The 25,773-nt window shown below is 33.6% G+C and carries 24 protein-coding genes; 14 read left to right on the top strand and 10 right to left on the bottom strand.

The annotated features are described in order from the left end of the window. Positions 1-11: 11 nt before the first annotated feature. The 14 genes from GKZ86_RS17065 (at position 12) to moaA (ending at position 12,657) form a co-directional block, all read left to right on the top strand. Positions 12-1,061 carry an MFS transporter gene (locus tag GKZ86_RS17065; protein ID WP_154784276.1) on the top strand — a complete coding sequence of 350 codons (1,050 nt, stop codon included), beginning with the start codon at positions 12-14 and terminating at the stop codon, positions 1,059-1,061. Between the two features lie 123 nt (positions 1,062-1,184). Further along, positions 1,185-3,401: a molybdopterin oxidoreductase family protein gene (locus tag GKZ86_RS17060; RefSeq protein WP_154784275.1), complete on the top strand. Its 2,217-nt coding sequence runs from the start codon at positions 1,185-1,187 to the stop codon at positions 3,399-3,401. Positions 3,402-3,419: 18 nt separating this feature from the next. Further along, positions 3,420-3,989 (top strand): 4Fe-4S dicluster domain-containing protein, encoded by a 570-nt coding sequence (locus tag GKZ86_RS17055; protein WP_154784274.1) that lies wholly within the window; start codon positions 3,420-3,422, stop codon positions 3,987-3,989. 10 nt (positions 3,990-3,999) lie between these two features. Then, on the top strand, positions 4,000-4,512 hold the full coding sequence (locus tag GKZ86_RS17050; RefSeq protein ID WP_154784273.1) for a ubiquinol-cytochrome c reductase iron-sulfur subunit: 513 nt from the start codon (positions 4,000-4,002) through the stop codon (positions 4,510-4,512). A gap of 21 nt (positions 4,513-4,533) precedes the next feature. Next, entirely contained in the window at positions 4,534-4,782 is a 249-nt protein-coding gene (locus GKZ86_RS17045) for a DUF6755 family protein (protein WP_154784272.1), read from the top strand. Between the two features lie 174 nt (positions 4,783-4,956). Continuing rightward, positions 4,957-6,129, top strand: coding sequence for a gephyrin-like molybdotransferase Glp (gene glp / locus GKZ86_RS17040; RefSeq protein ID WP_154784271.1), 1,173 nt, complete (start codon positions 4,957-4,959; stop codon positions 6,127-6,129). A gap of 135 nt (positions 6,130-6,264) precedes the next feature. Next, positions 6,265-7,011, top strand: a complete 747-nt coding sequence (locus GKZ86_RS17035) for a sulfite exporter TauE/SafE family protein (protein WP_154784270.1) — start codon at positions 6,265-6,267, stop codon at positions 7,009-7,011. A 528-nt stretch (positions 7,012-7,539) separates the two neighbouring features. Further along, the gene (locus tag GKZ86_RS17030) at positions 7,540-8,112 is read left to right on the top strand and encodes a molybdenum cofactor guanylyltransferase (protein ID WP_154784269.1); all 573 of its coding nucleotides are present in this window, start codon (positions 7,540-7,542) and stop codon (positions 8,110-8,112) included. Positions 8,113-8,117: 5 nt separating this feature from the next. Next, a complete protein-coding gene (cobA, locus tag GKZ86_RS17025) occupies positions 8,118-8,906 on the top strand; it encodes a uroporphyrinogen-III C-methyltransferase (RefSeq protein WP_154784268.1) in 789 nt (262 codons plus the stop codon). A 2-nt stretch (positions 8,907-8,908) separates the two neighbouring features. Further along, positions 8,909-9,145 carry a MoaD/ThiS family protein gene (locus GKZ86_RS17020; protein WP_154784267.1) on the top strand — a complete coding sequence of 79 codons (237 nt, stop codon included), beginning with the start codon at positions 8,909-8,911 and terminating at the stop codon, positions 9,143-9,145. A gap of 10 nt (positions 9,146-9,155) precedes the next feature. Next, positions 9,156-10,247 (top strand): HesA/MoeB/ThiF family protein, encoded by a 1,092-nt coding sequence (gene moeB, locus GKZ86_RS17015; RefSeq protein WP_154784266.1) that lies wholly within the window; start codon positions 9,156-9,158, stop codon positions 10,245-10,247. A 71-nt stretch (positions 10,248-10,318) separates the two neighbouring features. Beyond that, the gene (locus tag GKZ86_RS17010; RefSeq protein WP_154784265.1) at positions 10,319-10,756 is read left to right on the top strand and encodes a molybdenum cofactor biosynthesis protein MoaE; all 438 of its coding nucleotides are present in this window, start codon (positions 10,319-10,321) and stop codon (positions 10,754-10,756) included. After that, the gene (moaCB, locus tag GKZ86_RS17005; protein WP_154784264.1) at positions 10,749-11,663 is read left to right on the top strand and encodes a bifunctional molybdenum cofactor biosynthesis protein MoaC/MoaB; all 915 of its coding nucleotides are present in this window, start codon (positions 10,749-10,751) and stop codon (positions 11,661-11,663) included. Before GKZ86_RS17010 ends, moaCB begins: the two co-directional genes overlap by 8 nt. Continuing rightward, positions 11,650-12,657, top strand: coding sequence for a GTP 3',8-cyclase MoaA (gene moaA / locus GKZ86_RS17000; RefSeq protein ID WP_154784263.1), 1,008 nt, complete (start codon positions 11,650-11,652; stop codon positions 12,655-12,657). The genes moaCB and moaA overlap by 14 nt, the downstream gene beginning before the upstream one ends. Positions 12,658-12,835: 178 nt before the next feature. On the opposite strand, the gene GKZ86_RS16995 is transcribed toward moaA, so the two are convergent. The 10 genes from GKZ86_RS16995 to GKZ86_RS16950 form a co-directional block, all read right to left on the bottom strand. Continuing rightward, positions 12,836-13,462 (bottom strand): hypothetical protein, encoded by a 627-nt coding sequence (locus GKZ86_RS16995; protein ID WP_154784262.1) that lies wholly within the window; start codon positions 13,460-13,462, stop codon positions 12,836-12,838. A gap of 234 nt (positions 13,463-13,696) precedes the next feature. Then, on the bottom strand, positions 13,697-15,127 hold the full coding sequence (locus GKZ86_RS16990) for a rubredoxin (RefSeq protein ID WP_154784261.1): 1,431 nt from the start codon (positions 15,125-15,127) through the stop codon (positions 13,697-13,699). 100 nt (positions 15,128-15,227) lie between these two features. Then, positions 15,228-18,743, bottom strand: coding sequence for a nitrate reductase (locus GKZ86_RS16985; RefSeq protein ID WP_154784260.1), 3,516 nt, complete (start codon positions 18,741-18,743; stop codon positions 15,228-15,230). 178 nt (positions 18,744-18,921) lie between these two features. Next, complete coding sequence (locus GKZ86_RS16980; protein ID WP_154784259.1) at positions 18,922-19,692, bottom strand: alpha/beta hydrolase; 771 nt, start codon at positions 19,690-19,692, stop codon at positions 18,922-18,924. Positions 19,693-19,943: 251 nt separating this feature from the next. Continuing rightward, on the bottom strand, positions 19,944-20,564 hold the full coding sequence (locus GKZ86_RS16975) for a bifunctional 2-polyprenyl-6-hydroxyphenol methylase/3-demethylubiquinol 3-O-methyltransferase UbiG (RefSeq protein WP_154784258.1): 621 nt from the start codon (positions 20,562-20,564) through the stop codon (positions 19,944-19,946). Positions 20,565-20,566: 2 nt separating this feature from the next. Then, a complete protein-coding gene (locus tag GKZ86_RS16970; RefSeq protein WP_154784257.1) occupies positions 20,567-21,280 on the bottom strand; it encodes an endonuclease/exonuclease/phosphatase family protein in 714 nt (237 codons plus the stop codon). 44 nt (positions 21,281-21,324) lie between these two features. Continuing rightward, positions 21,325-22,089 carry a hypothetical protein gene (locus GKZ86_RS16965; RefSeq protein WP_154784256.1) on the bottom strand — a complete coding sequence of 255 codons (765 nt, stop codon included), beginning with the start codon at positions 22,087-22,089 and terminating at the stop codon, positions 21,325-21,327. Between the two features lie 194 nt (positions 22,090-22,283). Next, positions 22,284-22,649, bottom strand: coding sequence for a hypothetical protein (locus tag GKZ86_RS16960; protein WP_154784255.1), 366 nt, complete (start codon positions 22,647-22,649; stop codon positions 22,284-22,286). A gap of 138 nt (positions 22,650-22,787) precedes the next feature. Then, complete coding sequence (locus GKZ86_RS16955) at positions 22,788-24,056, bottom strand: alginate export family protein (RefSeq protein WP_154784254.1); 1,269 nt, start codon at positions 24,054-24,056, stop codon at positions 22,788-22,790. A 99-nt stretch (positions 24,057-24,155) separates the two neighbouring features. Next, positions 24,156-25,634, bottom strand: coding sequence for a nitrate/nitrite transporter (locus GKZ86_RS16950; protein WP_154784253.1), 1,479 nt, complete (start codon positions 25,632-25,634; stop codon positions 24,156-24,158). Between the last annotated feature and the right edge of the window lie 139 nt (positions 25,635-25,773).

The following is a 25,773-nucleotide window of genomic DNA, read 5'->3' as shown; positions in this document are numbered from 1 at the left end:
TCTAATTAACGATGAAAAATAAAACCTTTAATACCAAAGCCTTACTTGTTGCAACTTTCATCTCAGCAATTACTATACTATTTGTATTTTATGGGTCGAGAGAATTACAAAATTTCGATGCAGCATTAATTACGTATCTGTTCGGAACAATATTCGCCTTTTTTGGAATTGTATATCGTTATACAGTTTGGTTGCAACGCCCACCAACATGGATGTATTTTAAACGAAGCTTACAGTTTTTATTTACTGGAAAAATAGCTGAACATTTATGGTTTTTAGGTAAAGAATCCGTTGAGAATATTGTTGTTCAAAAGTTCATTTATCCAAGAAGCAAATACCGTTGGTTTGCCCATTTTTGTATTGCTTTAGGATGTATTTCAGCTTTTGCCATTACAATTCCGCTTACCTTCGGCTGGATTCATTTTACACTTGCGCCCAATTCCATTTCTATTTACGAAGCTCATTTTTTTGGATTCAAAATGATGGATTTCCAAATAGGATCCGTTTTGGCATTTTTAATTTTTCATGCTTTAAACTGGTCTTCATGGTTAGTGATAATTGGATCCGTTTATTATCTGAGAAGAAGATTAACAAATCCCGGATTAATTGCAACACAGTCTTTTGAAGGAGATTTGTTACCGCTTATTTTATTAATTGCAATTTCAGTTACTGGTTTATGCTTAACCTATTCGTATCAATTCATGAAAGGATTTGCATATGATTTTCTAGCCGTAATACACGCCGTAACAGTAATTATGTTTTTAATATGGATTCCGTTTGGAAAATTCTTTCACATTATTCAGCGTCCTGCACAAATCGGAGCCCATATTTATAAGAAAGAAGGAATCAAAAAAGGAATGGCAGTTTGTCCACATACCGGAGAAGCATTTGCAACAAAACTACATATTGAAGATTTAAAAATTGTAACCAAACAATTAGGTTTTGATTTTACACATGAAGACGGAACCTCACACTTAGATTTAAGTCCCGAAGGAAAAAGATCCCGCCTTGCTCAGGCACATTTAAAAGCAAGATTAGAAGGCGGAAATTTATTTGGATAAAAAATAAAGTTTCAGGTTTCTTTTGTTTCAAGTTTCAGGTTTACACGTTGTGTAAATTTTAGTTTATAGACAAGCTATATTAACCTGAAACTAGAAACCTGAAACAAAATAAAACAAAAAGACATGGCAAAATTACCCGTATCAACCGAAAAAATTATTGAAGCTTTTGGCCCACATTTAAATTATGCGCCAAAAGATGGTTACGAAGGTAGAGATGAACCGGATAAATTGGTAAAAACACATTGTTGTTTTTGCGGAATGCAATGTGGTATTCAATTATCAGTAAAAGATAATAAAGTAGTAGGTTTTGAGCCCTGGATGGAATTTCCTTTTAATGAAGGGCGTTTATGTCCAAAAGGTGTTCAGAGATATCTTCAAAATAATCATCCAGATCGTCTATTGCATCCCATAAAAAGAGTAGAAGGAAAAGGTTTTGAAAAAACGACATGGGATGAAGCGATGGATAAAACAGTTTCTGAAATAAAAAGAATTCAGGAAAAATACGGCAAACATGCTTTTTCGATGTTATCAGGAGTTTCACTAACCAATGAAAAAAGTTATTTGGTTGGAAAATTTGCGCGTGTTGCATTAAAAACCAGAAATCTCGATTACAACGGAAGACTTTGTATGGTAAGTGCCGGTGCCGGAAATAAAAAAGCGTTTGGTTTAGACCGTGCCTCAAACAATTATTCAGATTTGGAATATGCTGAAGTAATTATAGTTGCGGGAGCCAATATTAGTGAAACTTTCCCAACATTAACCCATTGGATTTGGAAAGCCAGAGATCGTGGAGCTAAATTAATTGTAATAGATCCAAGAATGATTCCGTTGGCCCGAACAGCAGATATTCACTTAGATGTAAAACCCGGAACAGATTCTGCCCTATATGGTGCAATGTTAAAATATTTGGTAGATCACGATATGTTAGATCATGATTTTATTGATAATTATACATCAGGATTTCAGGAAACAATTGATGCCGTAAAAGATTACAGCCTGGAATGGGCAGAAGAAATTACAGGTATTGATAAAGATAAAATCAAGGCTGCAGCCGAATTGTGGGGAAAAGCCAAAACAAGCTTTTTACTTCACGCTCGCGGAATAGAACATCACTCAAAAGGTGTTGATAATGTGTTAGGCTGTATCAATTTAGTTTTGGCAACAGGAAAAATTGGAAAACCTTATTGCGGTTACGGAACAATTACTGGACAAGGAAATGGTCAGGGTGGAAGAGAACACGGTCATAAGTGTGATCAATTGCCTGGAAATCGGGATATAGAGAATCCGGAACATCGTAAATACATTTCAGAAGTTTGGGGAATTGATGAAAAAGATATGCCCGGAAAAGGATTAACAGCGTATGAAATTATAGAAGCCATTCATAGCGGAGAGATCAGAGGATTGATTTCCATTTGTTTCAATCCGCTGGTTTCACTTCCAAATAATAATTATGTAAGATCGGCACTCGAAAAATTAGAATTTTATGTTTGTATCGATTTCTTTTTGAACGAAACAGCCCGTCATGCAGATATTGTTCTGGCCGGATCGTTACAGGAAGAAGAAGAAGGAACAACAACTTCTGCAGAAGGAAGAGTTATAAGAATCAGACAAGCAGTCACGCCTCCGGGAGAAGCCAGAACAGATACTTCAATTCTATTAGAAATCGCCAAAAGGCTGGATGAAGAAGATAAATTTACGTATGAAAATAGTGAAGCCATTTTTAATGAACTTCGAGTTGCTTCAAAAGGAGGAACAGCAGATTATTTTGGAATTTCCTATAAAAAAGTAGAAGATAATATGGGCGTTTTTTGGCCATGTCCAACAGACGATCATCCGGGAACTCCGAGATTATGGGAAGATAAAAAATTTAAAACTCCGGATGGAAAAGCGCATTTTAATCCGGCTCCATATAAATTGCCCGGTGAAGTTACAGATGAAGAATATCCAATAACATTGACAACCGGTCGTGTCGTTTCTCAATATTTAAGCGGAACACAAACCCGAAGAATCGGAAAACTAGTAGATCAGTTTCCGGAGCCAATGGTTGAAATTCATCCTGAAATGGCTGCAAAATACGGAATTAAACAGCGCGAATTAATTCGTGTTGCAACCCGAAGAGGCGAAGGAATATTTCCGGCAAATATTGTAGAAACAATCAGAAAAGATACTGTTTTTATACCCTATCATTGGCCGGGAGCAAAATCTGCAAATCAATTAACTCCGGGAACTTTAGATCCAATTTCTAAAATACCCGAATTTAAAGTTTGTGCTTGTTTATTAGATCCCTTAGGCATAATAGCGCCATCGGCAAATGAATCAGAAGCTTATGCAAGTGTTTAATCTAACAAAACTGATATTATGAATTTGACTAATTTTAATAGAAATGAAGAGTTTTTTGTAGATCTGCAACGCTGTATTGGCTGTAAAGCTTGTGAAATGGCATGTGCTGAATGCGAAACAAACGGACAGGAATCTTTGATTAGTGTGAATTATGTCGAGCGTTCTTCGACAATTCAGACAACCGTTCAAGTTTGTATGCATTGCGAAGATCCTGTATGTGCCAATGTTTGCCCGGCAGATGCCATTTCGCAAGACGAATTTGGCGTTGTACACACCGCAAATACTGAAAGATGCATTGGTTGTTCCAATTGTGTTATGGCTTGTCCGTTTGGAGTTCCTAAAAAAATGGAAGAATACGATCTGATGATGAAATGTACCATGTGTTATGACAGAACAAGCGTTGGAAAAAAACCAATGTGTGCGACAGTTTGCCCAAGTGGAGCATTATTTTATGGAACAAGAGCAGAAATTGAAGAAATGAGACCTAATAGTTCTCCGGTAAATACTTTCATTTTCGGAAAAGAAACAGTCAATACAAAAGTGAATATTATGATGCCAAAAGGCAGTAATGAATTAAGAATATATTAAATCCGGATCCATGTCAAAAGAAGATAATTTAAATCAAAACTGGAAAAAAGATTTCCCAATTCAAAAACAAGAATCAACTCAGGTAAGCCGACGCGATTTTGCTAAATTCCTAACTTTTGTTTCAGGAGGATTAATGATAGGAAGCGGACTCGTGGCTGCCAAAGCTTATCTATTGCCAAAAGAAGGCCTTCAGGGTGAACATTTTATTTGCAATAAAGAAGAAATTCCCGTTGGAGGAACAAGAGGTTTTGTAATTGAAGGCAGTACAATTCCTTATATTTTAATACATCTGGAAAGTGGGGATTTTAGGGCTTACGAACAAAAGTGCACACACTTATCATGTTCTGTTTTCTATAAACCCGGAACCGGAATTATTCATTGTCCTTGTCACGAAGGTTCGTTTGATGCGATGACCGGAGACGTGATCGCTGGTCCGCCACCAAGAGCTTTACCTCAATTAGAAGTGTTTTTTAAAGAAAACGCTATTTATGTAAAAGCATATATAGAGCATAAAGAAAGTTAGATATCCCTAAAATAAATTGCTATGAGTACCTTTAGAAGAAGTCAGAATCGAGTTAATCCCAATAAGCTGAACAACATACTTTCGACACTAATTTTTATTTTAATTCTAAATGTTAGTATTCAAATTTGGCTGTTATACGCTTCCTTAAATAATGCTTTAGATAATAATAAAGAAATATTGTTACCAGCATTTATAGCTTCTGCTATTTTATTTTTTATTGGTTTTGCCTGGTTGTACTATCTCCCAACAGGAAATTTCAAAAAGAAATAAAGTCAATTTTATTCTAAATCAACAATAAAGCTATTTGATCAGTTTTTCTGAAAGAATTAAAAGAATTAAGCCTAAATTTATATTCTTTTTAAATTTTAGATTATTAATGATTTAAACTAAGTATAAATACTTATATTTGTAATAAGTATTTTGCTTTTATATAAAATAGCAACCATGATCCAAGTCGAACAAGCCTTATCTATTATTGCAGAGAATTGCACAAGAATGCCAATTCAGAAAATTGCTGTGCAAAAGGCATTAGGTTATATTTTGGCAGAAACCGTTTATTCGCCAATCAACATGCCGCCTTTCCGCCAGTCAGCTATGGATGGTTATGCTTTTACTCACAGTATAAGACATCAATATGATATTATTGGAACTTCACAGGCTGGAGATCATTCAAATATTAAATTGAAACCAAATGAGGCAATTCGAGTATTTACAGGCGCTTTTGTTCCCGATGATGCTGATACAGTAGTTATGCAGGAGCATGTAATGTCGAACAAAAATTCGATTTTAATAGCCACAATGCCTGAGAAATCTTTAAATGTTCGTGCCAAAGGAGAACAAATAACTAAAGACGAAGTTGTTTTTGAGGCTAATACCCTGATTACACCAGCAGCAATTGGATTTTTAGCCTGTTTAGGAATCACTGAAATTGAGGTTTATAAAAAGCCTAAAGTGGCGATTTTAGTTACCGGAAATGAATTGGTAAAACCTGGAGAAAAGCTAAAAAAAGGAAAAATTTACGAAAGTAATTCGATAATGCTTCAAGCCGCACTTCAAACAATTGGAGTAAGTAAAACTAAAGTTTATAAAGTAAAAGATAATCTTAAAGCAACTAAAAAGGCATTAAAAGGTATCTTGCCAAAATATGATATTGTTTTAATTTCCGGTGGAATTTCAGTTGGAGATTATGATTTTGTAAAAGAAGCTTTGTTGAAAAATGGAGTTTCAGAACATTTTTATAAAGTCAATCAAAGACCTGGAAAACCAATGTTTTTTGGATCTAAAAATGAAACATTAATATTTGCTTTGCCTGGAAATCCGGCATCATCATTAACTAATTTTTATATTTATGTATATCCGGCGATTAAAAACAGAATGGGTTTTTCTGAAACGCATCTTCCAAAATTAATTAGAAAATTAAATAAAGAGGTTACCAATAACACTGGAAAAACATTGTTTTTAAAAGCGTTGTATGATGAAACGCATGTTACCGTTTTAGACGGCCAAAGTTCTGCAATGCTTAATACATTTGCCATTGCAAACTGTTTATTAATTGTTCCGCAAGATGTACAAGAATATCAAAAAGATCAGCTTGTAAGTTTATTGCCGATTGATTAGAATTTTAGATTTTTAGAAAAAAGATTAAAGAGTAAAGAAAATAGATTTTGATATAGATTGGCGAATGCAGTGTATAAATTAAAACATACAGCATAAAACCTTAAACCTGAAACAAAAAAACTAGAAACAAAAACTATGAATTTATTGAGTTCCGAAAATATTCTCCTATTCAGCTTCGCCTTAATTGTGATCGCTTTTTTGTACTCAAGTGTTGGTCATGGCGGTGCGTCAGGATATTTGGCTTTGATGACCATTTTTGCTTTTCCGGTGGCGATTATGAAACCTTCGGCGTTATTGTTGAATCTATTTGTTTCGAGTATTTCGTTTTTCTTTTATTACAGAATGAATTATTTCAAACCGAAGTTATTTTATCCGTTTGCAATCGCATCAGTTCCTGCCGCATTTATTGGTGGTTTTGTGACTTTAGACAATACGATTTATAAAATCATTTTAGGAATTGTATTAGTTTTTGCAGCACTTAGATTGTTTGGAATATTTAATTTTAAAGAAAAAGAAGCAGTAGAAATAAAACTGCCTTTTGCATTAGCAATTGGTTTTGCAATTGGATTATTATCAGGAATGTTGGGCATTGGCGGTGGAATTATATTGAGTCCGATTTTATTGTTTTTGGGATGGGCATCAGTAAAAGAATCGGCGGCAGTTTCGAGTTTATTCATATTTGTGAATTCGTTTGCCGGAATGTTAGGCTTTTTTTTGGGAGGAAAAACGATTCCAACAGAAAGTTTTTATTTAGTACCCATTGCAGTTGTTGGAGGCATTTTAGGTGGCTTTTACGGAAGTGGTAAATTCTCGAACAGAACATTAAAAATGGTTTTAGGAGTTGTAATTTTAATGGCAAGTATAAAATTGATTTTTCCTTGAAATTGAAAAACAAAATAGCTTAATAAGGTGTCCGTCCCTGAGGTTGAAACCTCAGACAATGTTTGAAAAGCAAATGTAAAAGAATGTCATATAAACATAGCCGACGGTTTCAACCGTCGGGAGAGTGTTGTTAAGAATAGAAATGCTCATCGCTGTGTCCCTGAGGTTAAAACCTCAGGCAATGTTTGAAAAGCAGATTTAAAAGGAATGTTATATAAATATAGCCGACGGTTTCAACCGTCGGAGAGTGTTATAAAGAATAGAAATGCTCATCGCTGTGTCCCTGAGGTTGAAACCTCAGGCAATGTTTGAAAAGCAAATGTAAAAGAATGTTATATAAACATAGCCGGCGGTTTCAACAGTCGGAGAGTGTTGTAAAGAACAGAAATGCTCATCGCTGTGTCCCTGAGGTTGAAACCTCAGGCAATGTTTGAAAAGCGAATTTATAAGAGATGTTATATAAATATTAGCCGACGATTTCAACCGTCGGGACAAAAATTGGGAAAACCTGAAACAAAAAACTAAATCATGGAAACACCAGCAGTATTTATTCTTTGCGGAGGAAAAAGTTCCAGAATGCAGTCAGAGAAAGGATTAGTTCTTTTTCAGAACAAGCCATTTATTGAACATATTATTCAGGCCATTTTGCCAATTACGGAAAATATTAAATTAATTACAAATACAAAAGATTACGATTATTTAGAGTATAAAAAAATACCGGATATTGTTATTGATAAAGGTCCGTTGGGTGGAATTTACACCGCATTATCACATTCTGAAATCGAATTTAATTTGATTTTGAGTTGTGATATTCCGTTAATTTCAACTGAATTATTATCAGAATTAATTTCAAAACATAACGATGAAGCATTGATTACCGTTTTTGCTTCAGAAAGCAGATTACATCCGTTGATTGGGATTTATTCTAAAAAAGTATTGCCCGTTATCAAAAGCGCAATTGATAACGACGATTTAAAAATGATGGATTTAATTGCGAATGTTCCGCATCAAATCATCACAATTGAAGAAAGTGAAAACTTTTATTTAACCAACATTAATTCGGCAGACGAATTAAACGACCTTAACATCAATTTAAGTTAAAAGCTATGCGAAATTCAAAAACACCAAAATTAACGATTGTAGGCGCGGGTCCCGGTGATGCCGAATTGATTACACTAAAAGCAATAAAAGCTTTAGAAAGTGCCGACGTGGTTTTGTATGATGCTTTGGTTAACGAAGAATTATTGCAATACGCAACGAATGCCGAAATTCATTTTGTAGGCAAACGTTTGGGCTGTCATGCTTATACACAAGACCAGATTAACGAATTAATTGTTTCGATGGCAAATCGTCATGGTCATGTTGTACGTTTAAAAGGCGGTGATCCTTTTATTTTTGGAAGAGGAAGTGAAGAAATTGAATATGTAGAAAAATTTGGTTTGGAAACGGCTATTGTTCCCGGAATTTCGTCTGCTTTAGGCGTTCCTGCTTCGGTTGGAATAAGTTTGACGCAACGCCAGATTGCCGAAAGTTTTTGGGTAATAACAGGAACAACGTCTAATCACGCATTATCAAAAGATATTCATTTAGCTTCAAAATCGGCTGCGACCGTAGTTATTTTGATGGGAATGCATAAATTAGAAGAAATAATTTCGATTTATAAAGAGAACCGAACAGATGATTTGCCGATTGCAATTATTCAAAACGGAACAAAAAATACGGAACAAAAAGTAGTTGGAACTATAAGTTCAATTGCTAAATTAGTATCAGAAAATAAAATCTCTTCGCCAGCAATTATTGTGATTGGTGAAGTCGTAAAAAATACTTCAAAATTGACTTCTTATTTTCAAGAGCATTTTGATGATGAATTTATTTTTCAGAATTTAAATTTATAATAATGATTGAAGTTAAATATTTTGGAGCTGTCGCTGAAAAAACGAAATGTGATTTTGAAAAAGTATCTTTTTCTCAAGTTTCATTGCAGGAATTATTGCAAAATCTTGATAAAAAATACCAATTCAATTCGCTGTCTTTTAGCGTAGCAGTCAATCAAAAAATAGTATCAAAAGCAACAGATTATACTTTGCAAACAAGTGATATTGTGGCTTTATTGCCTCCTTTTGCTGGAGGATAAAATTAATTTTATGAATACAACGGCACGTTATAACAGACAAATAATTCTTCCTGAAATTGGAGATTCTGGTCAGGAAAAACTAACTAAAGCTAAAGTTCTTATCATTGGAGCCGGAGGTTTGGGTGCTGCAGTATTACCTTATTTGGCTGCCGCTGGCGTGGGCGAAATCGGGATTGTAGATGATGATGTTATTGAAGTTTCTAACTTACAGCGACAAGTAATTTATAAAAGTTCGGCAGTTGGAAAATATAAAGTTGAAGAAGCCAAATTGATGGTTTCAGAATTAAATCCGTTGGTAAAAGTAAATGCTATTGCAGAAAAATTATCAGCGAAAAATGCCATCGATTTATTTGAAGATTATGATATTATTGTTGATGCAACAGATAATATTGCGATAAAATATCTCATAAACGATGCTTGTTTAGTAGTTAATAAACCAATGGTTTACGGATCTATTTTCAGGTTTCAAGGTCAGGTTTCGGTTTTTAATTATAAAAACGGACCAACATATAGATGTTTATATCCCGATGAAAACATAAACGCATTAAATTGTGAAGATGCCGGCGTAATCGGAATTTCGGTTGGAATTATTGGAATGCTTCAGGCAAACGAAGTTATAAAAATGATTCTAGAAATAGGAGAAGTGTTAAGTAGTAAAATACTGGTGTACAATATTTTGAATAACGAACAGCAAAAGTATGACTTTGAAAAAAACACGAATATTGTAATCGATAAAAGTACTTTTCTGGAAAAATACAATGCTGATAAAAATGAAGTTGAAGAAGTTTCCTTCGAAGAAATCTTAACTGAAATTAATAATGATGAGGTTCTTTTTTTAGACGTTAGAAATAATGATGAAATTCCGAAAATTAATTTCAAAAATGGAATTCAGATTCCATTAATAAATTTAGAAAACGAAATTGAAAAACTGAATTCAAATCAAACAATTTATGTTTTCTGTCAATCCGGTATAAGAAGTAAAAAAGCAACAGAATTACTTCAAAAAAAAGAATTTAAAAAAGTAAAAAGTATTTCTGGCGGTGCTTTGGTAATGAGACAATTATTAAAAGAAAAAAAGAATAGCCACGAATTCACGAATTAATTCAAATACTTTGCGTATAGATTTTAAAAAATAAAATTCGTGAATTCGTGGCTATAAAAAAATAAAAAACAATGAGTAAAAATGTATTTGTAGAAGGACCAATTGCTCCCGAATTTATAGCGGAGTCGATCGCTAAACATCAATCAAAACATACGATTGGTGCACACAATATTTTTTTGGGACAAGTTCGTGCTGATGTCATTCACGATAATACCGTTGTCGCGATAGATTATTCTGCTTATACGGATATGGCAAACGAAGCACTGCATGCCATTCGTGAAAAAGCTTTTGCTAAATTCGATTTGACTTGTATGCATATTTATCACAGTTTAGGCATTGTAAAAGCAGGAGAAATTTGTCTTTTTGTATTTGTTTCGGCAACACGACGCAAACAAGTTTATGAAGCGACAGAAGCCATTGTAAACTGGATAAAAACAGACGTGCCCATTTTTGGAAAAGAAATGTTTGAAAACGATACTTTCACCTGGAAACAAAATACTAATGGTTGATATTACGCATAAAATAAGCACATTAAGAGTAGCAACAGCTACAGCAATTGTTAAGGTTAGTAAACAGGAAACGATTGATGCCGTTGTAAATAATCTGGTTCCGAAAGGAAATGTGCTGGAAATGGCTAAAACTGCCGGATTATTTGCGGTAAAAAATACGCATTTGTCGATTCCGGATTGTCATCCAATTCCAATTGAATTTACTTCGGTAGAATATAAAATTGAACGTTTGGAAATTCAGATTATTTTCAATGTAAAAACGGTTTACAAAACCGGAGTTGAGGTTGAAGCCATGCACGGAGCTTCAATTGTGGCACTTACAATGTATGATATGCTGAAACCAATTGATAAGGAAATTGAAATTTCAACAATCAAATTAATTAATAAAGAAGGCGGAAAATCTTCTTTCAAAAATAAATTTCCAAACGCTATAAAAGCAGCTGTTTTTGTTTGTTCTGATTCAATTTTTGCCGGTGATAAAGAAGATCGCTCCGGAAAAATTATTATAGAGAAATTAAATTCTTATGGAGTTGAAACAGCTCATTATGAAATTATTCCTGATGAATTAGATATTATTCAGGAACGAACAAAAGCTTTTGCGGCTGAACATCAATTAGTGATTTTTACCGGTGGAACAGGATTATCGCCAAGAGATGTTACACCAGAAGCGTTAGCGCCAATATTAGAAAGCAGAATTCCGGGAATCGAAGAAGCAATTCGCGATTACGGACAACAAAGAATGCCGTATGCAATGTTATCAAGAACAGTTGCAGGAACATTAGGAAAAAGTTTGGTTTTGGCTTTGCCGGGATCAACAAACGGAGCGAGAGAATCTATGGACGCTGTTTTTCCTCATGTAATGCACGTTTTTCATATTTTAAAAGGAAAAAATCATGACACCCTCTAAAACCATTTTAACGGATGATTTTGGGCGAAAACACAATTATTTGCGTATTTCGCTGTTAGAGAAATGCAATTTGCGTTGTACGTATTGCATGCCTGCTGACGGAATTGAATTATCTCCAAAAGCGAGTTTAATGACTGCTGATGAGATTTTTTCGATTGCCCAGACTTTCGTAGTAAATGGTGTAGATAAAATAAGATTAACAGGCGGAGAACCTTTATTAAGAAAAGATTTTCCAGAGATTATTTCCAAGTTAGCTTCGCTTGAAGTTTCGGTTTCGATAACAACAAACGGAATTTTAATTGATCGCCATATTGATGTTTTAAAGCAATTTAAAATCAAAAAAATCAATTTGAGTTTAGATACTCTGATTGCTTCTAAATTTCATTCAGTAACACTTAGAAATCAGTTTGATAAAGTAATTGATAATTTGCATTTGCTTTTGAATGATGATTTTCAGGTAAAAGTAAATGTAGTTTTAATGAAAGGTTTCAATGAAAATGAAATCATCGACTTTATCAAATTAACGCAGTTTTTACCCATTTCAATTCGTTTTATTGAGTTCATGCCTTTTGCCGGAAACGAGTGGGACAGAAGTAAAATGGTTTCTCAAAACGAAATTTTATCGCAAGTTGAAGCAGCTTTTTCATCAGAAGAAATTCTGAAATTAGAAGATGAAAAAAACTTTACAGCGAGAACTTATAAAATAAAAGGTTTTCAGGGCAATTTCGGAATCATAAGTTCGATTACAAATCCGTTTTGTGATGGCTGTAACCGAATTCGCTTAACGGCAAACGGAAAAATTAAAAACTGCCTTTTCTCAAATTCTGAAACTGATTTGCTTACACCTTTTCGAAACGGCGAATCAATTACAAATTTGATTTCAGATTCAATTAAAAATAAAAAGAAAGTGAGGGCAGGAATGGTTACTATTGAAGAAATGGATGACCCGAATTTGCATTTTGATAATCGTAGTATGATTGCGATTGGGGGATAGTTTTTGACTTTGAAATTGATAACCACAATCTTGTCATCCTGAGGAACGAAGGATCACACTCATAAATCGACACAGATTGACGATTATCTTTGCGGAGTTTCTAGTGTGATCCTTCGTTCCTCAGGATGACAAAACAAAAAAGAGGTTCAACTTTTTCAAGTCAAACCTCTTTTATAAATTATTTTTTCTTTTTAGCTTTTGCCTTTTTCTTAGACTTCACTTTCTTTTTTGCAATTTTTTTAGCTTTAGCTTTATCCTTTGCTTTTTTAGCTTTTTCTTTTTTCTTAGCTGCAGCTTTTAGCTTCGCTTTTTTAGCTTTTTCTTTCTTTTTGTCTTCTTTAGCTTTGTCTTTTTTCTTCGCTAATTTCTTTTTCTCTTTGTCCTTGTCTTTGTCTTTCACTTTTTTGGCTTTTTTATTAGATTTATCTTTAGCAGCTTTTTCGCTTTTAACTACTTCACTTGTATTTTCTTCTTTAGAATCAGCAACTGCAATTTTTTCCTCTTCTGTTTTAACAGCAGGAGTTAATACTTTTTTTGCAGGTGTTCTGCGAACAGTTGGCTTTGGTGTAGTTGTTGCCGCTGTTTTTACAGTAGGTTTTGCCGGAGCTTTTGGTGTTGTTGTTTTTGCGGCTGTTGTAGCGGCTGGTTTTGCAGCTGTCGTTGTTTTTACAGGCGTAGTTTTAACCACTGGCGTTTTTGCCGGAGTTATATTTTCAGCTTTTACTGTATCTGCAGCGGGTTTAAGGCTTTCAGTCGTTGGGGAATCGATTTTCTCGGGATTAGTTTCTGAGGTTTTGTTTTCCATATTAAATGAGCTTTTAGATGATGATATCCTTAACAATGTAATCAAATTGTTAACTTACGGTTAAGTAAAGATAATTATAAAACAAGTCTCCCAATGTTAAGCTTTTTGTTAATTTTAATAATTAAGCTTTTGATTATTAGTAAATTGAGTTTTATGTGGAATTTAAAAACTAAAATTTCTTAACAATTCTACATGAAAAATGAAGGACATTACTTGTAAAATTAACGTAGAAACCTAATTTTCGACAACCTCTAAAATCTTAAAATTAGTTTTTGGACCTTCACATAAAGAACAACAGTAGCTTTCAGCTAAATCTGTAAATAATATACCTTTTGAAATTCCTTGAGATTCATCTCCGTATTCAGGATTATAAAGCGTTAAACATTCCTGACATTGGTAGACATCTAATTGTGGTTTTTCTTTTTTCTGCAGATTTTCTGTTGGTTCTGTTGTTGAATTTCCGAGTTCATCGAAATATCTTCTGCTTAATTCAATTAAGATTGTGGGCAACTCCAGTTTATCAATATCTTGCGAATGCACAATATATTCACGCGTATTAGGGTCGAAATTCTTTGCAAATAAAACATTATAAGTATCGCGAATTTTAATCGATTCAAGCGCTACAGGCAACTCATTTTTTTCAACAACGATAGAAGTAAAATAATGTCCATCGCGATTGTATTCAGACAAACCGAATGTTAAACCATAAGTACTAATATCAAATTGATCGAGTGTGCGAACCAGGAAAGTTTTAAGGTTCAAAGCCCATTCCATTGCAACAGGCAAATGCCAGTTTAATTCTAAAAGAGAATGGCGAACATTGATTCCTTTTTTGCCAAGAAATTTTTCCCATTCGAGCTTTCGGTCTTTAGGAATTCCTTTTACAATAAATGATTTCCAGGGCGTGATGCATATTTTTCCAATCTTACAATCAAAACACAAATCGCACATTTCTTTCAAAAAATCTAAATCGTATAAGTTATTTCTCCAATACAAACCCAGCCAATATTGGTCAATTCCCATGCGGTTCATGCCTTCATAATAAGGAAAGGGATAAAACGGAATGTTTAAAGGTTTGTCGATTGTTCTGTTATTGGTGTCTAAAACTTCGCTTATCAGACTAAAAAGCATCTCGATTCCGTATGATTCCTCAGCGATGATTTTTTCGATTTCATAATAAAAAGTGGCAATATCCCAACTGTAAATTAAAACCGGATATACTTCCATACGTTCCCATTTTGGTAAACGAATATACAGATACCAATAATCTTCGTGTTCTGAAGCTATAAAATTTAAATGTCCTGTAAACAACGGAACCAATTGTTGTTTAGGATCTGTAATGTTAACTTTGAGTTTTGGCTGTTCTTTAAACTGCTCTAAAATGTAGAGGAATTTGTTGCCGGTAAGCCAATTAGTATTTCTAAAAATATCCGTAGAAACATAAGAAGAAACGATATTATTACCGCTTTTTTCATTTGGCAGTACAAAATGATGTTTGCCTAATTTTTCTTTATCTAAAGATTTTAAGCCTTTCGGAAAAATAATATCCTGCCTTGAACCAAATGAAATAGAATCTAAACCATGATCCATAGCCATATTAACAACTTCCCGAAGTTCTCCCGGCGAAATAACGCCTCCTTTTACTATTAGTCTTGTTAGTTCCATTTTTTTAATTTGTTTCAAGTTTCAAGTTTCAGGTTTCAGGTTTCAAGTTTCAGGTTACGCGTTTCAACAACTTGAAACATGAAACTTGAAACAAAACAAACTATTTACACTTAGCGAGTATCTCTTTAACCTCAGTTTTACAGCTTCCGCAACCTAATCCGGCGCCTGTGTTTTTGCATAAATCGGTAAAATCGTTTACACCGCTTTTAATCGTTTCTTCAATATTTCCGGCACCAACCTGACTGCAGGAACATACCAATTTTCCTAATACAGGTTTTGCTGTTGAACTTCCTCTTAATAATGAATTTCGTTTGTCTGATAATTCGATTTTGCTTTCGATCATGGTTTTGAATTCAGCAAATTCATTTTTATCTCCCATTAAAATTGCTCCAACTAATAGATCGTTTTTTACGATACATTTTTTGTAATAACGCTGTTTCAAATCGGCAAAAACAATTTCTTCATACGAATCGTCGTTTTCAGGAATTTCAATTTCTCCAATGCTGCACAAATTAATATCTTCGAGTTTCAGGATATTCATTAAAACCGAACCTTTGTAAAAACTGCTAATGTCGCCTGCCAAAAAGTTAGCCAGAACATCGGCTTGTTCTTCAGCGGCAGAAGTGATTCCGAATAATCGATTGTTGAATTCAGCGATTTCTCCAATCGCATAAATATCAGGATTTGAAGATTGTAAATACTGATTTACTTTTACGCCACGACCGCAGGCAAGTCCGGTTTCACGCGCAATTTCAATGTTCGGAATTGTGCCGATAGTATAAACAATTGCATTTGCCGTAATGATTCTGCCACTTTTTAACGCAATTTCGAGTTCATTATCATTATCAGTTTCAAAAACGGTACTTACTTCATTATCAAAATAAATCTGAATGTCGCGAAGCTGAACTTCTTCTGCTAATAATTTACTCGAAACCCGATCTAACTGGCGTTCCATCAAACGTGAGGCTCTTTGAATTATAGTAATTTTTACTTTTTTATGTTTTAATGCCGCAGCCAGTTCTAATCCTAATAAACCACCGCCAATAATCACAACATGCTGTTCTTCGGGCGGTAAATTAGTGCTGTCAAGATGTTTTTTTAAACTGTCTGCATCTTCTTTTCGTCTTACCGTAAAACGTCCGGGAAGATGAAGCTGTGCATTTTCAGGAACAAAAGGGCGGCTTCCGGTTGCCATAATCAAAGAATCAAAAGTATAAGTTTGCCCTAAACTGTCTTGTATTGTTTTATCAGAAGTATTTATTTTTTCGATTGCGATTCCGGCTTTCATGGTAATATTTAGCTTGTTTAAGGCTTCACCATCTTTTACTTTTAAAAGTTGTTCCCAAGTAAATTCGCCCGTCATATATTCCGGAAGTAAAACACGATTGTAAAACGGATTTATTTCATTCGAAAAAACAATAATTTCATCGGTAGAATTAAATTCGCGATAGTTTTGAATAAATCTAAAAGATGCTGCTCCGGCGCCAATAATGGCAATTTTTTGAAATGGTTTTACATATTTTGTAATCGAAACAGTTGTGTATTTAAAATCAGGTTCTTTAGAAATAGGATCTACAACTGTATTGGTTAAATTATTGGTTCTGTTTAAATCATTTTCAAGTTGTTTTCCCCAATGCATCGGCAGAAAAACGACTTTTTCTTTGATAGAATCCGTTACTTTTGCTTTTACCCGAACTTCTCCGTTTTTGCTGGAAACAATAACAATGTCACCATTTTTAATATCATTTTTATAAGCGTCAATCGGATTTATTTCTAAAACCGGACTTGGCGTATGCGTCATTAATCTTGATACTTTTCCGGTTTTCGTCATCGTATGCCATTGATCGCGAACACGTCCCGTTGTTAAAATAAAAGGAAATTGCGGAGTTGGTTGTTCCGATGTATTTTCAATATGTGTTGGTAAATTAAAAATCGCTTTTTTCGATGGCGTATAGAATTTTTTATCGGTAAATAGGCGAGGAGTTCCCGGATGTCCGTAATCAGGAACCGGCCATTGAAAAGTGCCTTCAGTTTTTAAACGATGATAATTTAAAAATGAAATATCAATGTTTGTATTTTTGGTTAACGCGCAATGTTCTTTGTAAATTTCCTCAGCGCTATTAAAATTGAAACCGTTGAAATTCATTTTTTTCGCAAAGCGAATTAAAATCTCAATATCCGAAAGTGCTTCTCCGGGCGCATTAATTCCTTTTGGTAAATAAGAAATACGACGTTCAGAATTGGTCATTGTACCTTCTTTTTCTAACCAACCTGCAGCTGGCAACAGTAAATCGGCATATTTTGAAGTATCCGCATTATGCGAAATATCCTGAACAACTACGAATTTGGCGTTTTGCAATGCTTTTTCGATGCGACGGGAATCTGGTAAACTTACCAACGGATTGGTACAAATGATCCAAACGGCTTTCATTTTACCGGATTCCAAAGCTTCAAACATTTCCGTAGCCGTTAAACCCGGTTTATCTGAAATGGAATCAACGCCCCAAAAATCGGCCACTTCTTTTCGATGTTCCGGATTGGCTATGTCTTTATGTGCGGCTAATAAAGTTGCCATTCCGCCAACTTCGCGTCCGCCCATTGCGTTGGGTTGTCCGGTTAAAGAAAATGGCCCGGAACCTGGTTTACCAATTTGACCCGTTAATAAAGATAAATTTAGAAGCGCTGTGTTTTTATCAACGCCAACAGCACTTTGATTTAATCCCATTGCCCAAAGCGAAATAAATCCTTTTGCTTTGCCAATAATATCTGCGGCAAGTTTAATGTCGTTTACAGAAATACCACAAAGTTTTGACGCTTTTTCTAAAGAAGTACTTAGAACTAAGTCTTTATATTGTTTGAAGTTTTCGGCATTATTTTTTACAAAATCATGATCTACGTAGCCTTTTTCGATAATGCGTTTGGCAATGGCATGATATAAAATAATGTCAGATCCGGGAATAATCTGCAAATGCAAATCCGCGAAAGCTGCTGTATCAGTTCGTCTCGGATCAATAACAATGATTTTTATTTTTGGATTTTTCTCTTTGTGTTTTTCAATTCTTCTGAATAAAATGGGATGGCACCAAGCTGGGTTTGCACCAGTAATCAGGAATGTATCTGCCAGTTCAATATCATCATAAGCAATTGGAACAGAATCTTCGCCAAAAGTTTTTTTGTAGCCTACAACAGCAGAACTCATGCAAAGCCTGGAATTTGTATCGATATTATTGGTTTTTAAAAAACCTTTTACGAGTTTGTTTACCAAATAATATTCTTCGGTTAAACATTGTCCAGAAATATAAAAACCAACGCTGTCCGGTCCGTGCTTTTTTATGATTGAAGTAAAAACAGCTGCAGCACGATCAAGAGCTGTGTCCCAACTTACGCGTTCAAGCGGATAGGATTTACTGCCGCGCATTTCAGGATACAAAATTCTGTCTGAAGTATCATTAACTACGTAATGCAAATTCATTCCTTTCGAACATAACATTCCTTTGTTTACAGGATGATCTTTGTCGCCCGTAACCATCACGCCATTTTTAGCATCATTTGTAACGATAATACCGCAGCCAACGCCACAATACGAACAGGTAGTTTTGATTTTGGTATTTTGCATTAGAACTCGTTTTTGAATACTATTTTATGAATTTACTTAGTCGCTAAATAATTCACGTATTTTGATGTAAACAAAAATAAGTATTTTTACGTATAAATACGTAATTTTTTGAAATTTTATTTTTAATATTCTAGAGACGCACTGCTGTGCGTCTCTTTTGTATATCTTTTTTGAGATTTTATAAATTGTTGTACCAATTCAAAATATAATCGGCAACTTCTTCCCAACCTTTTTCACCACAGATAAAATGGCTTTTACTATCAAAAATCTTTACATCTACTTTGCTGTTTGGATCTTTGTATTGAGAAGCAATTTTTTTGGTTAGTTCCGGTGGAAATATAGTATCATTTCCACCACCGATAAATAAAATGGGTTGATGTGGTTTTTTGAAATCGGCATTAGAAAAAGATTTTAATAATGTCTCTCTTCCTATTTTTCTGCTTTCAGGAACAGCAACCAAATCATAAGCCTTGTCTTGTTCTGATTTTGAAAGTGTATTAAAAAAAGCACGGTTGTACCAATCTCTCGATCCTAAATAATAACCGTGGCTGGCAAAAAAGTTTACTGCCGGCCAAACAATTTTTACGGTTGAAAATGGAGGAAATACGTTTTTAGGAGGTGCTCCGTCAATACTTACTGCTGCATCGGCTTTGCCTAAATCTATTAATTTTTGTACCGCCAATCCTGCCATCGAATGCCCAATAACAAGAGGTTTTTCGGGTAAAGTATCGATCAGTTTTGCGATATTCATCACTACATCTATGAATCCGGTTTCGACAAGTTTAGGATGGATGTTTTCCCTAAGTTTCGCAGGATCGCCATCATGTCCGGGATTTGGCGGAGCATAAACGGTATATCCTTTTTGTTCAAAATAATTTTTCCATTCGATCCAGCTACGATCGTTCACGAACATTCCATGTACAAGTACAATTGTTTTTGATTTTGCCATTATAAAATTTATTTAGAATTTACTATTATTTTATTCCGGAATAGGGCAATACAAAATGAGAAACAACCTTTTAGAAATTTTTCAGGCTGAAACTTGTAGCTATTTTTTTTGTACTAAAATACAAATTAAAATTGTGATTTTAACAAAAGTGAAGTTTTTAAATAACTGTTATATAGTTAGTTATTTGTTTTTGAGGAGTGATTGTGTAGAGGCGCACAGGTGGCGCGCCTCTACGTAACGTTTTGTGTAGTTTATTTTTTTCTTCCAACAAATCGAATTACAGAACCTTTTCCGTTATGAAATAAACCTTCATTTAGTTCAATTTCTTTTTCAACCAATTCAATGATTTCATAATTAGAAAAATCAGATTGGATTTCTTCAATTGAAAATAAAGATTCGATGTCTTTTGGTCCGCCAACTTTATCGTTTAAAGCCAGATATTCTAAATGTTTTTTACTGAAAGCTTCAAAAATAATGATTCCATTTTTGCTTAAATATTTATCCAGCGTTTTATGAATTGATGATTTAATTTCTGCAGGAAAATGAGCGTAAATTAACGCAATGGCATCAAATTGTTCCGTTTGATAATTTAGCGATTCTAATTCTCCAACCTGATAATTGATTGTAACATTGTTGGCTTCTGCCAGTTTTAAGGCTTTGTTTTTTCCTTCGGCACTAATATCAAAAGCAGCAACTTTCCAGCCTAATTTAGCGGCATAAATGGCATTTCGTCCTTCGCCTTCGGCAGGAAAAAGAATCGATCCGGCATTTAATTTTTCAATTTGATCTTTTAAGTAATTGTTGGGTTCTTCGCCATAGGCAAATTCTTCATTGCTGTAGCGGTCGTCCCATCTTTGAGTCCAGTTGTTCATAGTTATATATTGAATTTAATTATTAAAGGTTTGTGGTCGCTGTGCAGCGTCCAATCTTGATAAGTTCCAATTTCGACGCTTTCTAAAGTTTCTATAAAATCATTTGATGCAAAACAATAATCAAGATGATAAGGTTTGTTTTCGTGGCGATACATGTATAAAGTAGGATGTTCTTCTTTGCCCTGAACCTGATTGTAGAATTTATGATATGTGCTATATATTTTTTTAGATGCTAATGTATTGACAACTGTGGTGTGATTTCCTTCTCTTCGCGGTTTGTCCCAAATGGTATTGCTGTTAAAATCGCCAATTAAAATCGTTTTGTTTTCTTTGATTAAATCTTCATAATAATGAATCGCTTTCCAAACCTGAGTAACGTAAGCGCCATCTTTATCTGCCGGATTATTTGCCCAAACTGCAAATAGAGTAAAATCTACTTTTCCGCCCGTTACGGCAATTGGTAAAATGTTTTTAAAATCAGGATTATGACAATCAAGCAATTGAAATCGATAATCACTATACGAGAAAACACCAAGTCCTTTATGCGGATTTGTTCCGTACCAAAGAATATCGTTTGGTACTTTTATTCCGTCAGCAAATTTTAATTTTTCAGGATTTTCGCATTCTGAAATTACAGCAATATCAGGATTGTAAGCCAGAATAAATTCTGCCTTTTTTCTGAATGCCATGTTGCAATTCCAAGCTATGAGTTTCATTGTTTATGATTTATTTTTCTTAATAATTTTAATTATAAATTAAATTAAAATTCTTTTTCGCAAGGACAGTCCTCTATATATTTAGGCTGATAAAAATTCATAAATTTTGCAACAGCAATGAAGGTTTCATCATATTTAAAATTTAGAATTTGCTTAAATAATTCAATTTGTAACGCTCCACTATCTTCTGATTTTGTATGTATGATATTGTCTCTTAATTCTTTAAGTTTAAAAATATGTTCATTGGTTGGAGTTGATTTTTGAAAGAAATTTTTATTATAAAATTGAGGTAGGACTTTTTTTAGTTTATCCCAAAATTGGATATATTGTTGAATTTGAGTTTTATTATAAATTTCTGTTCGATTGTTATTTACTTCTATGTAATTTTTATTTTCAGGTAATAAATGATTAATAAAACATTCAATAGAAGTAAATAGATTGATGATACACGAGCTCGAATATCCATAAAATCTATAAAGAACTTCGCCATTTAATTCTGTAAAATGATTTACATTTTTCAAATTTTTTAGCATTATTTTTTTACTTTCTTTTCTATCAATATTTAGTTTATATGAAAAATCATAATACACTAAAGTAAAGTCAGGTAATGGAATTGTAACATGATTTCCATTGTCGTTGTAAATAAAAGCAAATATTAATTCATTATCTGATGTCTCAATAACAATATCATGAGTTTTGCTTAAGTTTTTCAAATCTTTACTATCAAAGTTTTTTTTTAAACCAAGAGTTTCTTTATTTATAGTTTTAAGTTTTTCCTCTAAAAAATACTTTTTTTTAATGTGTTTCATATCATGATTTTTTCATTGAGGTTTGAAATATCTTATGCCAAATCAAATATACTTATAAAAAAAATATAATAAGATTACTTTTAAATCCCAAAAAAAAAAGCCCTTTTCCAAAACTGAAAAAGGGCAAATTATAAAGCGTATATTTTAAAATCTCTATCTCGTAAAAGTAAAAGTGCTTGAATTTACAGAAATCATTAACCAACAAGTTTTGTTAACCCACTATTGATGTCAATTTCTGCAAAATTATGTTTTCCCATAACAATAAGTAATTTGTCTGCATTATATCCTACATATCTTATTTGAGGTTCTCCAAGTTTTGGTTTTCCACAAATAGAAATCACATTTGTTTGCCATTTCAATTTGTTGCTTTTATAGGCAGATATTGTTTGTAAGTCATTTTCAACATAGTAAATAATGTTGTTTTTTTTGATTCCTCTTTTTTGTGTTTTTGCAAAATTTATTTCTGAATCTTTTGAAATTAAAGCATCATTATATTTTTGAGCAATACCAGTTTGAGTTACAATAAAAGTAAGCATTGATAATTTTAAAAATTGTTTCATTAGGATAGAATTTGGGGTTCATAATCGATTCAAATATAACTAATTAAAGTATATAATAACTTTTTGGTAAGACAAAAAAAATACCCTTTTCACGAAATATGAAAAGGGTAAAATATATAAGTTAATTTTGAAGAAAAATTATTTTTTCCAGCTAAAAATTCGAGGATTTACAGAAATCATTAACCACGCCCAATTGTTAGTGTGACCAGCGTCTCCGGCTTTTAAGAATTCTAAAGTTTTAGACCCAAACATTTGTGAATAACCTCCTGTTAAAGTAATTTCTTTTTTGAAATTAAAGGCAGCAGTAAAGTCAACTTCGGTTCCTAAATAAGAATCAAGTTTCTCAACAGGTGTAACTACATCTGCAGCAGATAAAAATACATGAGGAATCAAGGCGAATTGCCATTTGTTTACATTGTAGTTTAATTTTACAAAGGCATCCTGTAAACCAACATTCTTTAAATGATTTCCAACATAAAAATAATCCATGTAACCGTTAAAACCGTGGTTGGTTCCAAAAATCGGATTGAATGATTTAATTACAATACTTCCGTCGTTTGTATTTTTTCCTGAAAGAAATTCATATCCTAAACCAGCTTTAAATGATTCTGTTATTTGGTATCCAAAGTTAGCCGCAGCATTCCACGCACTTACTTGTAGATCTGTACTTTTTCCGGTTTGGCCGTATACCCAAAAATTACTGTCTATTTTACCTTTTTTATAAGTTAGATAAGGCCCAAAAGTTTGTGTGTAATCTACTAATAGTTTGTTGTCAGGATTAGGATTAGGAGCATACTCGTAGCCTGTATTCATTAATAAAAAACTCAAACCAAAAGCTTCATTAAATTGGTTATGATACCATGCATATTGCAAAGCTTTGTAGTTGGGAACTGTATAAGGTGTCTGAAGTACATTTTCGGCATTTGAATTATAAGCAATTCCAAAATCTAATTTCTGTTTTTCAGTATGAAATGAAACCGTCAATGCATCATGACTTTGCGCTTGTTGTGCCCAATCCTGTTCACCTAAAATACGTTGGTTATCGTATGAAAGTACCTGACGTCCCATTCTCGCACTCCATTTTTCTGTTAAATCATATTGTGCCCACGCTTCAAAAACAGCAACACCATTTTTATCAGCGGTTGCAGTAGTTGCAACATCTCCCCAGGTTCTGGTATTTTGCAAAGTCAATTTTACCGTAAATTGATCTTGTTTATAATTGAAGTTTAATCTTGAACGTTGTGAAATTTGTGAAGTTCCTTCCTGACCTTCCGGCAAAAGTGTTTTATAACCATTTCGATATTCGAAACGAGGTCTGATTTGTAAGTTCACATCTAACTCCTGCGCCTGAATATTAGCACTAATTGCACCTAATATTAGTAGGATGGTTATTCTTAGTTTTTTCATAACTGACTTTTTAATTACGAGGCAAATGTAAAAGATTATTATGTTTTATTTTGTGATAAAAATCATACAAATAATGATTTTTTTGAAATTTCCATTAAGTTATTGTCTGTCAATTACTTTTGATAAAACAGGTTGTTTTTCGTTCATGATTTTGGTGATGGTATAATGCATCCAAATGAGGCAAATGGCTGAAAATACCAGAATAAAAATCCATGAACTTGACCAAATTCCGGTTGAAGTCAACAAATAACTAAAAATTATCGGACCAAAAAAACCGCCTAAACCGCCAATCATTCCAACCATTCCGCCAACAACGCCAACGTCTTTGGGAAAGTATTCCGGAATATGTTTGTAAACGGCGGCTTTACCAATTCCCCAAGAAATTCCAATTAAAATGACCAAGATCAAAAATACCCACATATTCGCATCAAATTTTATGACGGTAATTCCTCTGGCAAGAAGTTCTTTTTTCTTAACCGTTTGATTTTGATTAACAACTACTTGCTGCCATGAAGTTCTTGTTGGGAAAATGCTATTTTCAGTTTCAGTATTTTTTTTCTGAGCGATTGGAAAATCTGTATTTCCGATTTTTATATTTTCATTTGAAACCGAAGTAATAACTCCTTTTTTAGTTGCTAAAACTCCCGGTCCTGTTGTTGTTATTTCCATTTTTGGAATCATTAAAAGTGCGCTTAAAATGACAGACGAACTCAAAACCCAATACATTACTTTTCGTGCGCCGAATTTATCCGATAAATAACCTCCAAAAGCTCTGATAACGCCAGAAGGTAAACTGAAAAGTGTTGCAAATAAACCACCCATAACCAAACTGGTTTGATAAACGTTCATGAAATTGGGTAAAAGCCATTGCGAATAAGCCACAAAACATCCAAAAACTAAAAAATAATAAGCTCCAAAACGCCAAACGCGTGAACTTTTTAGAGATTGAAGCATTTCAGAAACGGTTCTGGTATCGTTTTCCAGTTTTTTATTTTTAGCGAAAACTAAAAATGCGATTCCAATTATAACTAAAGCTGTGGCATAAATTACGGGAAGTATTTTCCAGCCGTTTTGAGGATCTTCTACAGAAAAATGATTGAGTAATGAAGGTGCTAAAAAAGTTGTGATGGCTGCTCCGGCATTTCCTATTCCGAAAATTCCCAAAGCTCTTCCTTGCCATTCTTTTGGATACCAAATTGAGGTATATCCAATTCCTACTGCAAAACTAGTTCCCACCATTCCAAATAGAAAACTTAACAAAGCAAACATGAAAAAGCTATCTGCAAGAGGTAATAAAAATAAAGGAATGGAGCAGAGGAGAAGTAAAAGTGAAAATACGTATTTGCCACCAAATTTATCTGTAAGTATTCCGATAGGTAAGCGCATGATTGAACCGGTTAAAATAGGGATTCCAAGAAGCCAGCCAACTTGTACAACGCTCCAATGAAAAATGCCGTTATCTACCAGAAAAGTAACCAATACACCGTTTAATGTCCAACAAGCAAAACAGACGGTGAATGCTAAAGTATTCAAAAATAAAATCTTGTGTGATTGCGATAAAGAGTTTGTATTTTTCATAGTACTTAGATTTGTTTTGTCAAATTTAAGTATATGTAAGTATAAATACGTATTTTTAATTAAATATTTTAGATTGACAAAGCAGATTTGCCAACATGATAAAATTGATTCATTATTTTATCGAAATACTATTTTTGCA

This window comes from Flavobacterium sp. LC2016-13, from assembly GCF_009707955.1.
Classification (GTDB): Bacteria; Bacteroidota; Bacteroidia; order Flavobacteriales; family Flavobacteriaceae; genus Flavobacterium.
This window is presented reverse-complemented; position numbering and strand designations above follow the sequence as displayed.

Coding starts and splice junctions, on each gene's coding strand:
- GKZ86_RS16970 (WP_154784257.1), bottom strand. CDS start 21,280: ATGAAACTCATAGCTTGGAATTGCAACATGGCATTCAGAAAAAAGGCA.
- GKZ86_RS17035 (WP_154784270.1), top strand. CDS start 6,265: ATGAATTTATTGAGTTCCGAAAATATTCTCCTATTCAGCTTCGCCTTA.
- GKZ86_RS17010 (WP_154784265.1), top strand. CDS start 10,319: ATGAGTAAAAATGTATTTGTAGAAGGACCAATTGCTCCCGAATTTATA.
- GKZ86_RS16990 (WP_154784261.1), bottom strand. CDS start 15,127: ATGGAACTAACAAGACTAATAGTAAAAGGAGGCGTTATTTCGCCGGGA.
- GKZ86_RS16975 (WP_154784258.1), bottom strand. CDS start 20,564: ATGAACAACTGGACTCAAAGATGGGACGACCGCTACAGCAATGAAGAA.
- GKZ86_RS16985 (WP_154784260.1), bottom strand. CDS start 18,743: ATGCAAAATACCAAAATCAAAACTACCTGTTCGTATTGTGGCGTTGGC.
- GKZ86_RS17030 (WP_154784269.1), top strand. CDS start 7,540: ATGGAAACACCAGCAGTATTTATTCTTTGCGGAGGAAAAAGTTCCAGA.
- cobA (WP_154784268.1), top strand. CDS start 8,118: ATGCGAAATTCAAAAACACCAAAATTAACGATTGTAGGCGCGGGTCCC.
- GKZ86_RS17055 (WP_154784274.1), top strand. CDS start 3,420: ATGAATTTGACTAATTTTAATAGAAATGAAGAGTTTTTTGTAGATCTG.
- GKZ86_RS17045 (WP_154784272.1), top strand. CDS start 4,534: ATGAGTACCTTTAGAAGAAGTCAGAATCGAGTTAATCCCAATAAGCTG.
- glp (WP_154784271.1), top strand. CDS start 4,957: ATGATCCAAGTCGAACAAGCCTTATCTATTATTGCAGAGAATTGCACA.
- GKZ86_RS16995 (WP_154784262.1), bottom strand. CDS start 13,462: ATGGAAAACAAAACCTCAGAAACTAATCCCGAGAAAATCGATTCCCCA.
- GKZ86_RS16980 (WP_154784259.1), bottom strand. CDS start 19,692: ATGGCAAAATCAAAAACAATTGTACTTGTACATGGAATGTTCGTGAAC.
- GKZ86_RS16950 (WP_154784253.1), bottom strand. CDS start 25,634: ATGAAAAATACAAACTCTTTATCGCAATCACACAAGATTTTATTTTTG.
- moaA (WP_154784263.1), top strand. CDS start 11,650: ATGACACCCTCTAAAACCATTTTAACGGATGATTTTGGGCGAAAACAC.
- GKZ86_RS16960 (WP_154784255.1), bottom strand. CDS start 22,649: ATGAAACAATTTTTAAAATTATCAATGCTTACTTTTATTGTAACTCAA.
- GKZ86_RS17065 (WP_154784276.1), top strand. CDS start 12: ATGAAAAATAAAACCTTTAATACCAAAGCCTTACTTGTTGCAACTTTC.
- moaCB (WP_154784264.1), top strand. CDS start 10,749: ATGGTTGATATTACGCATAAAATAAGCACATTAAGAGTAGCAACAGCT.
- GKZ86_RS17050 (WP_154784273.1), top strand. CDS start 4,000: ATGTCAAAAGAAGATAATTTAAATCAAAACTGGAAAAAAGATTTCCCA.
- GKZ86_RS16965 (WP_154784256.1), bottom strand. CDS start 22,089: ATGAAACACATTAAAAAAAAGTATTTTTTAGAGGAAAAACTTAAAACT.
- GKZ86_RS16955 (WP_154784254.1), bottom strand. CDS start 24,056: ATGAAAAAACTAAGAATAACCATCCTACTAATATTAGGTGCAATTAGT.
- GKZ86_RS17060 (WP_154784275.1), top strand. CDS start 1,185: ATGGCAAAATTACCCGTATCAACCGAAAAAATTATTGAAGCTTTTGGC.
- moeB (WP_154784266.1), top strand. CDS start 9,156: ATGAATACAACGGCACGTTATAACAGACAAATAATTCTTCCTGAAATT.
- GKZ86_RS17020 (WP_154784267.1), top strand. CDS start 8,909: ATGATTGAAGTTAAATATTTTGGAGCTGTCGCTGAAAAAACGAAATGT.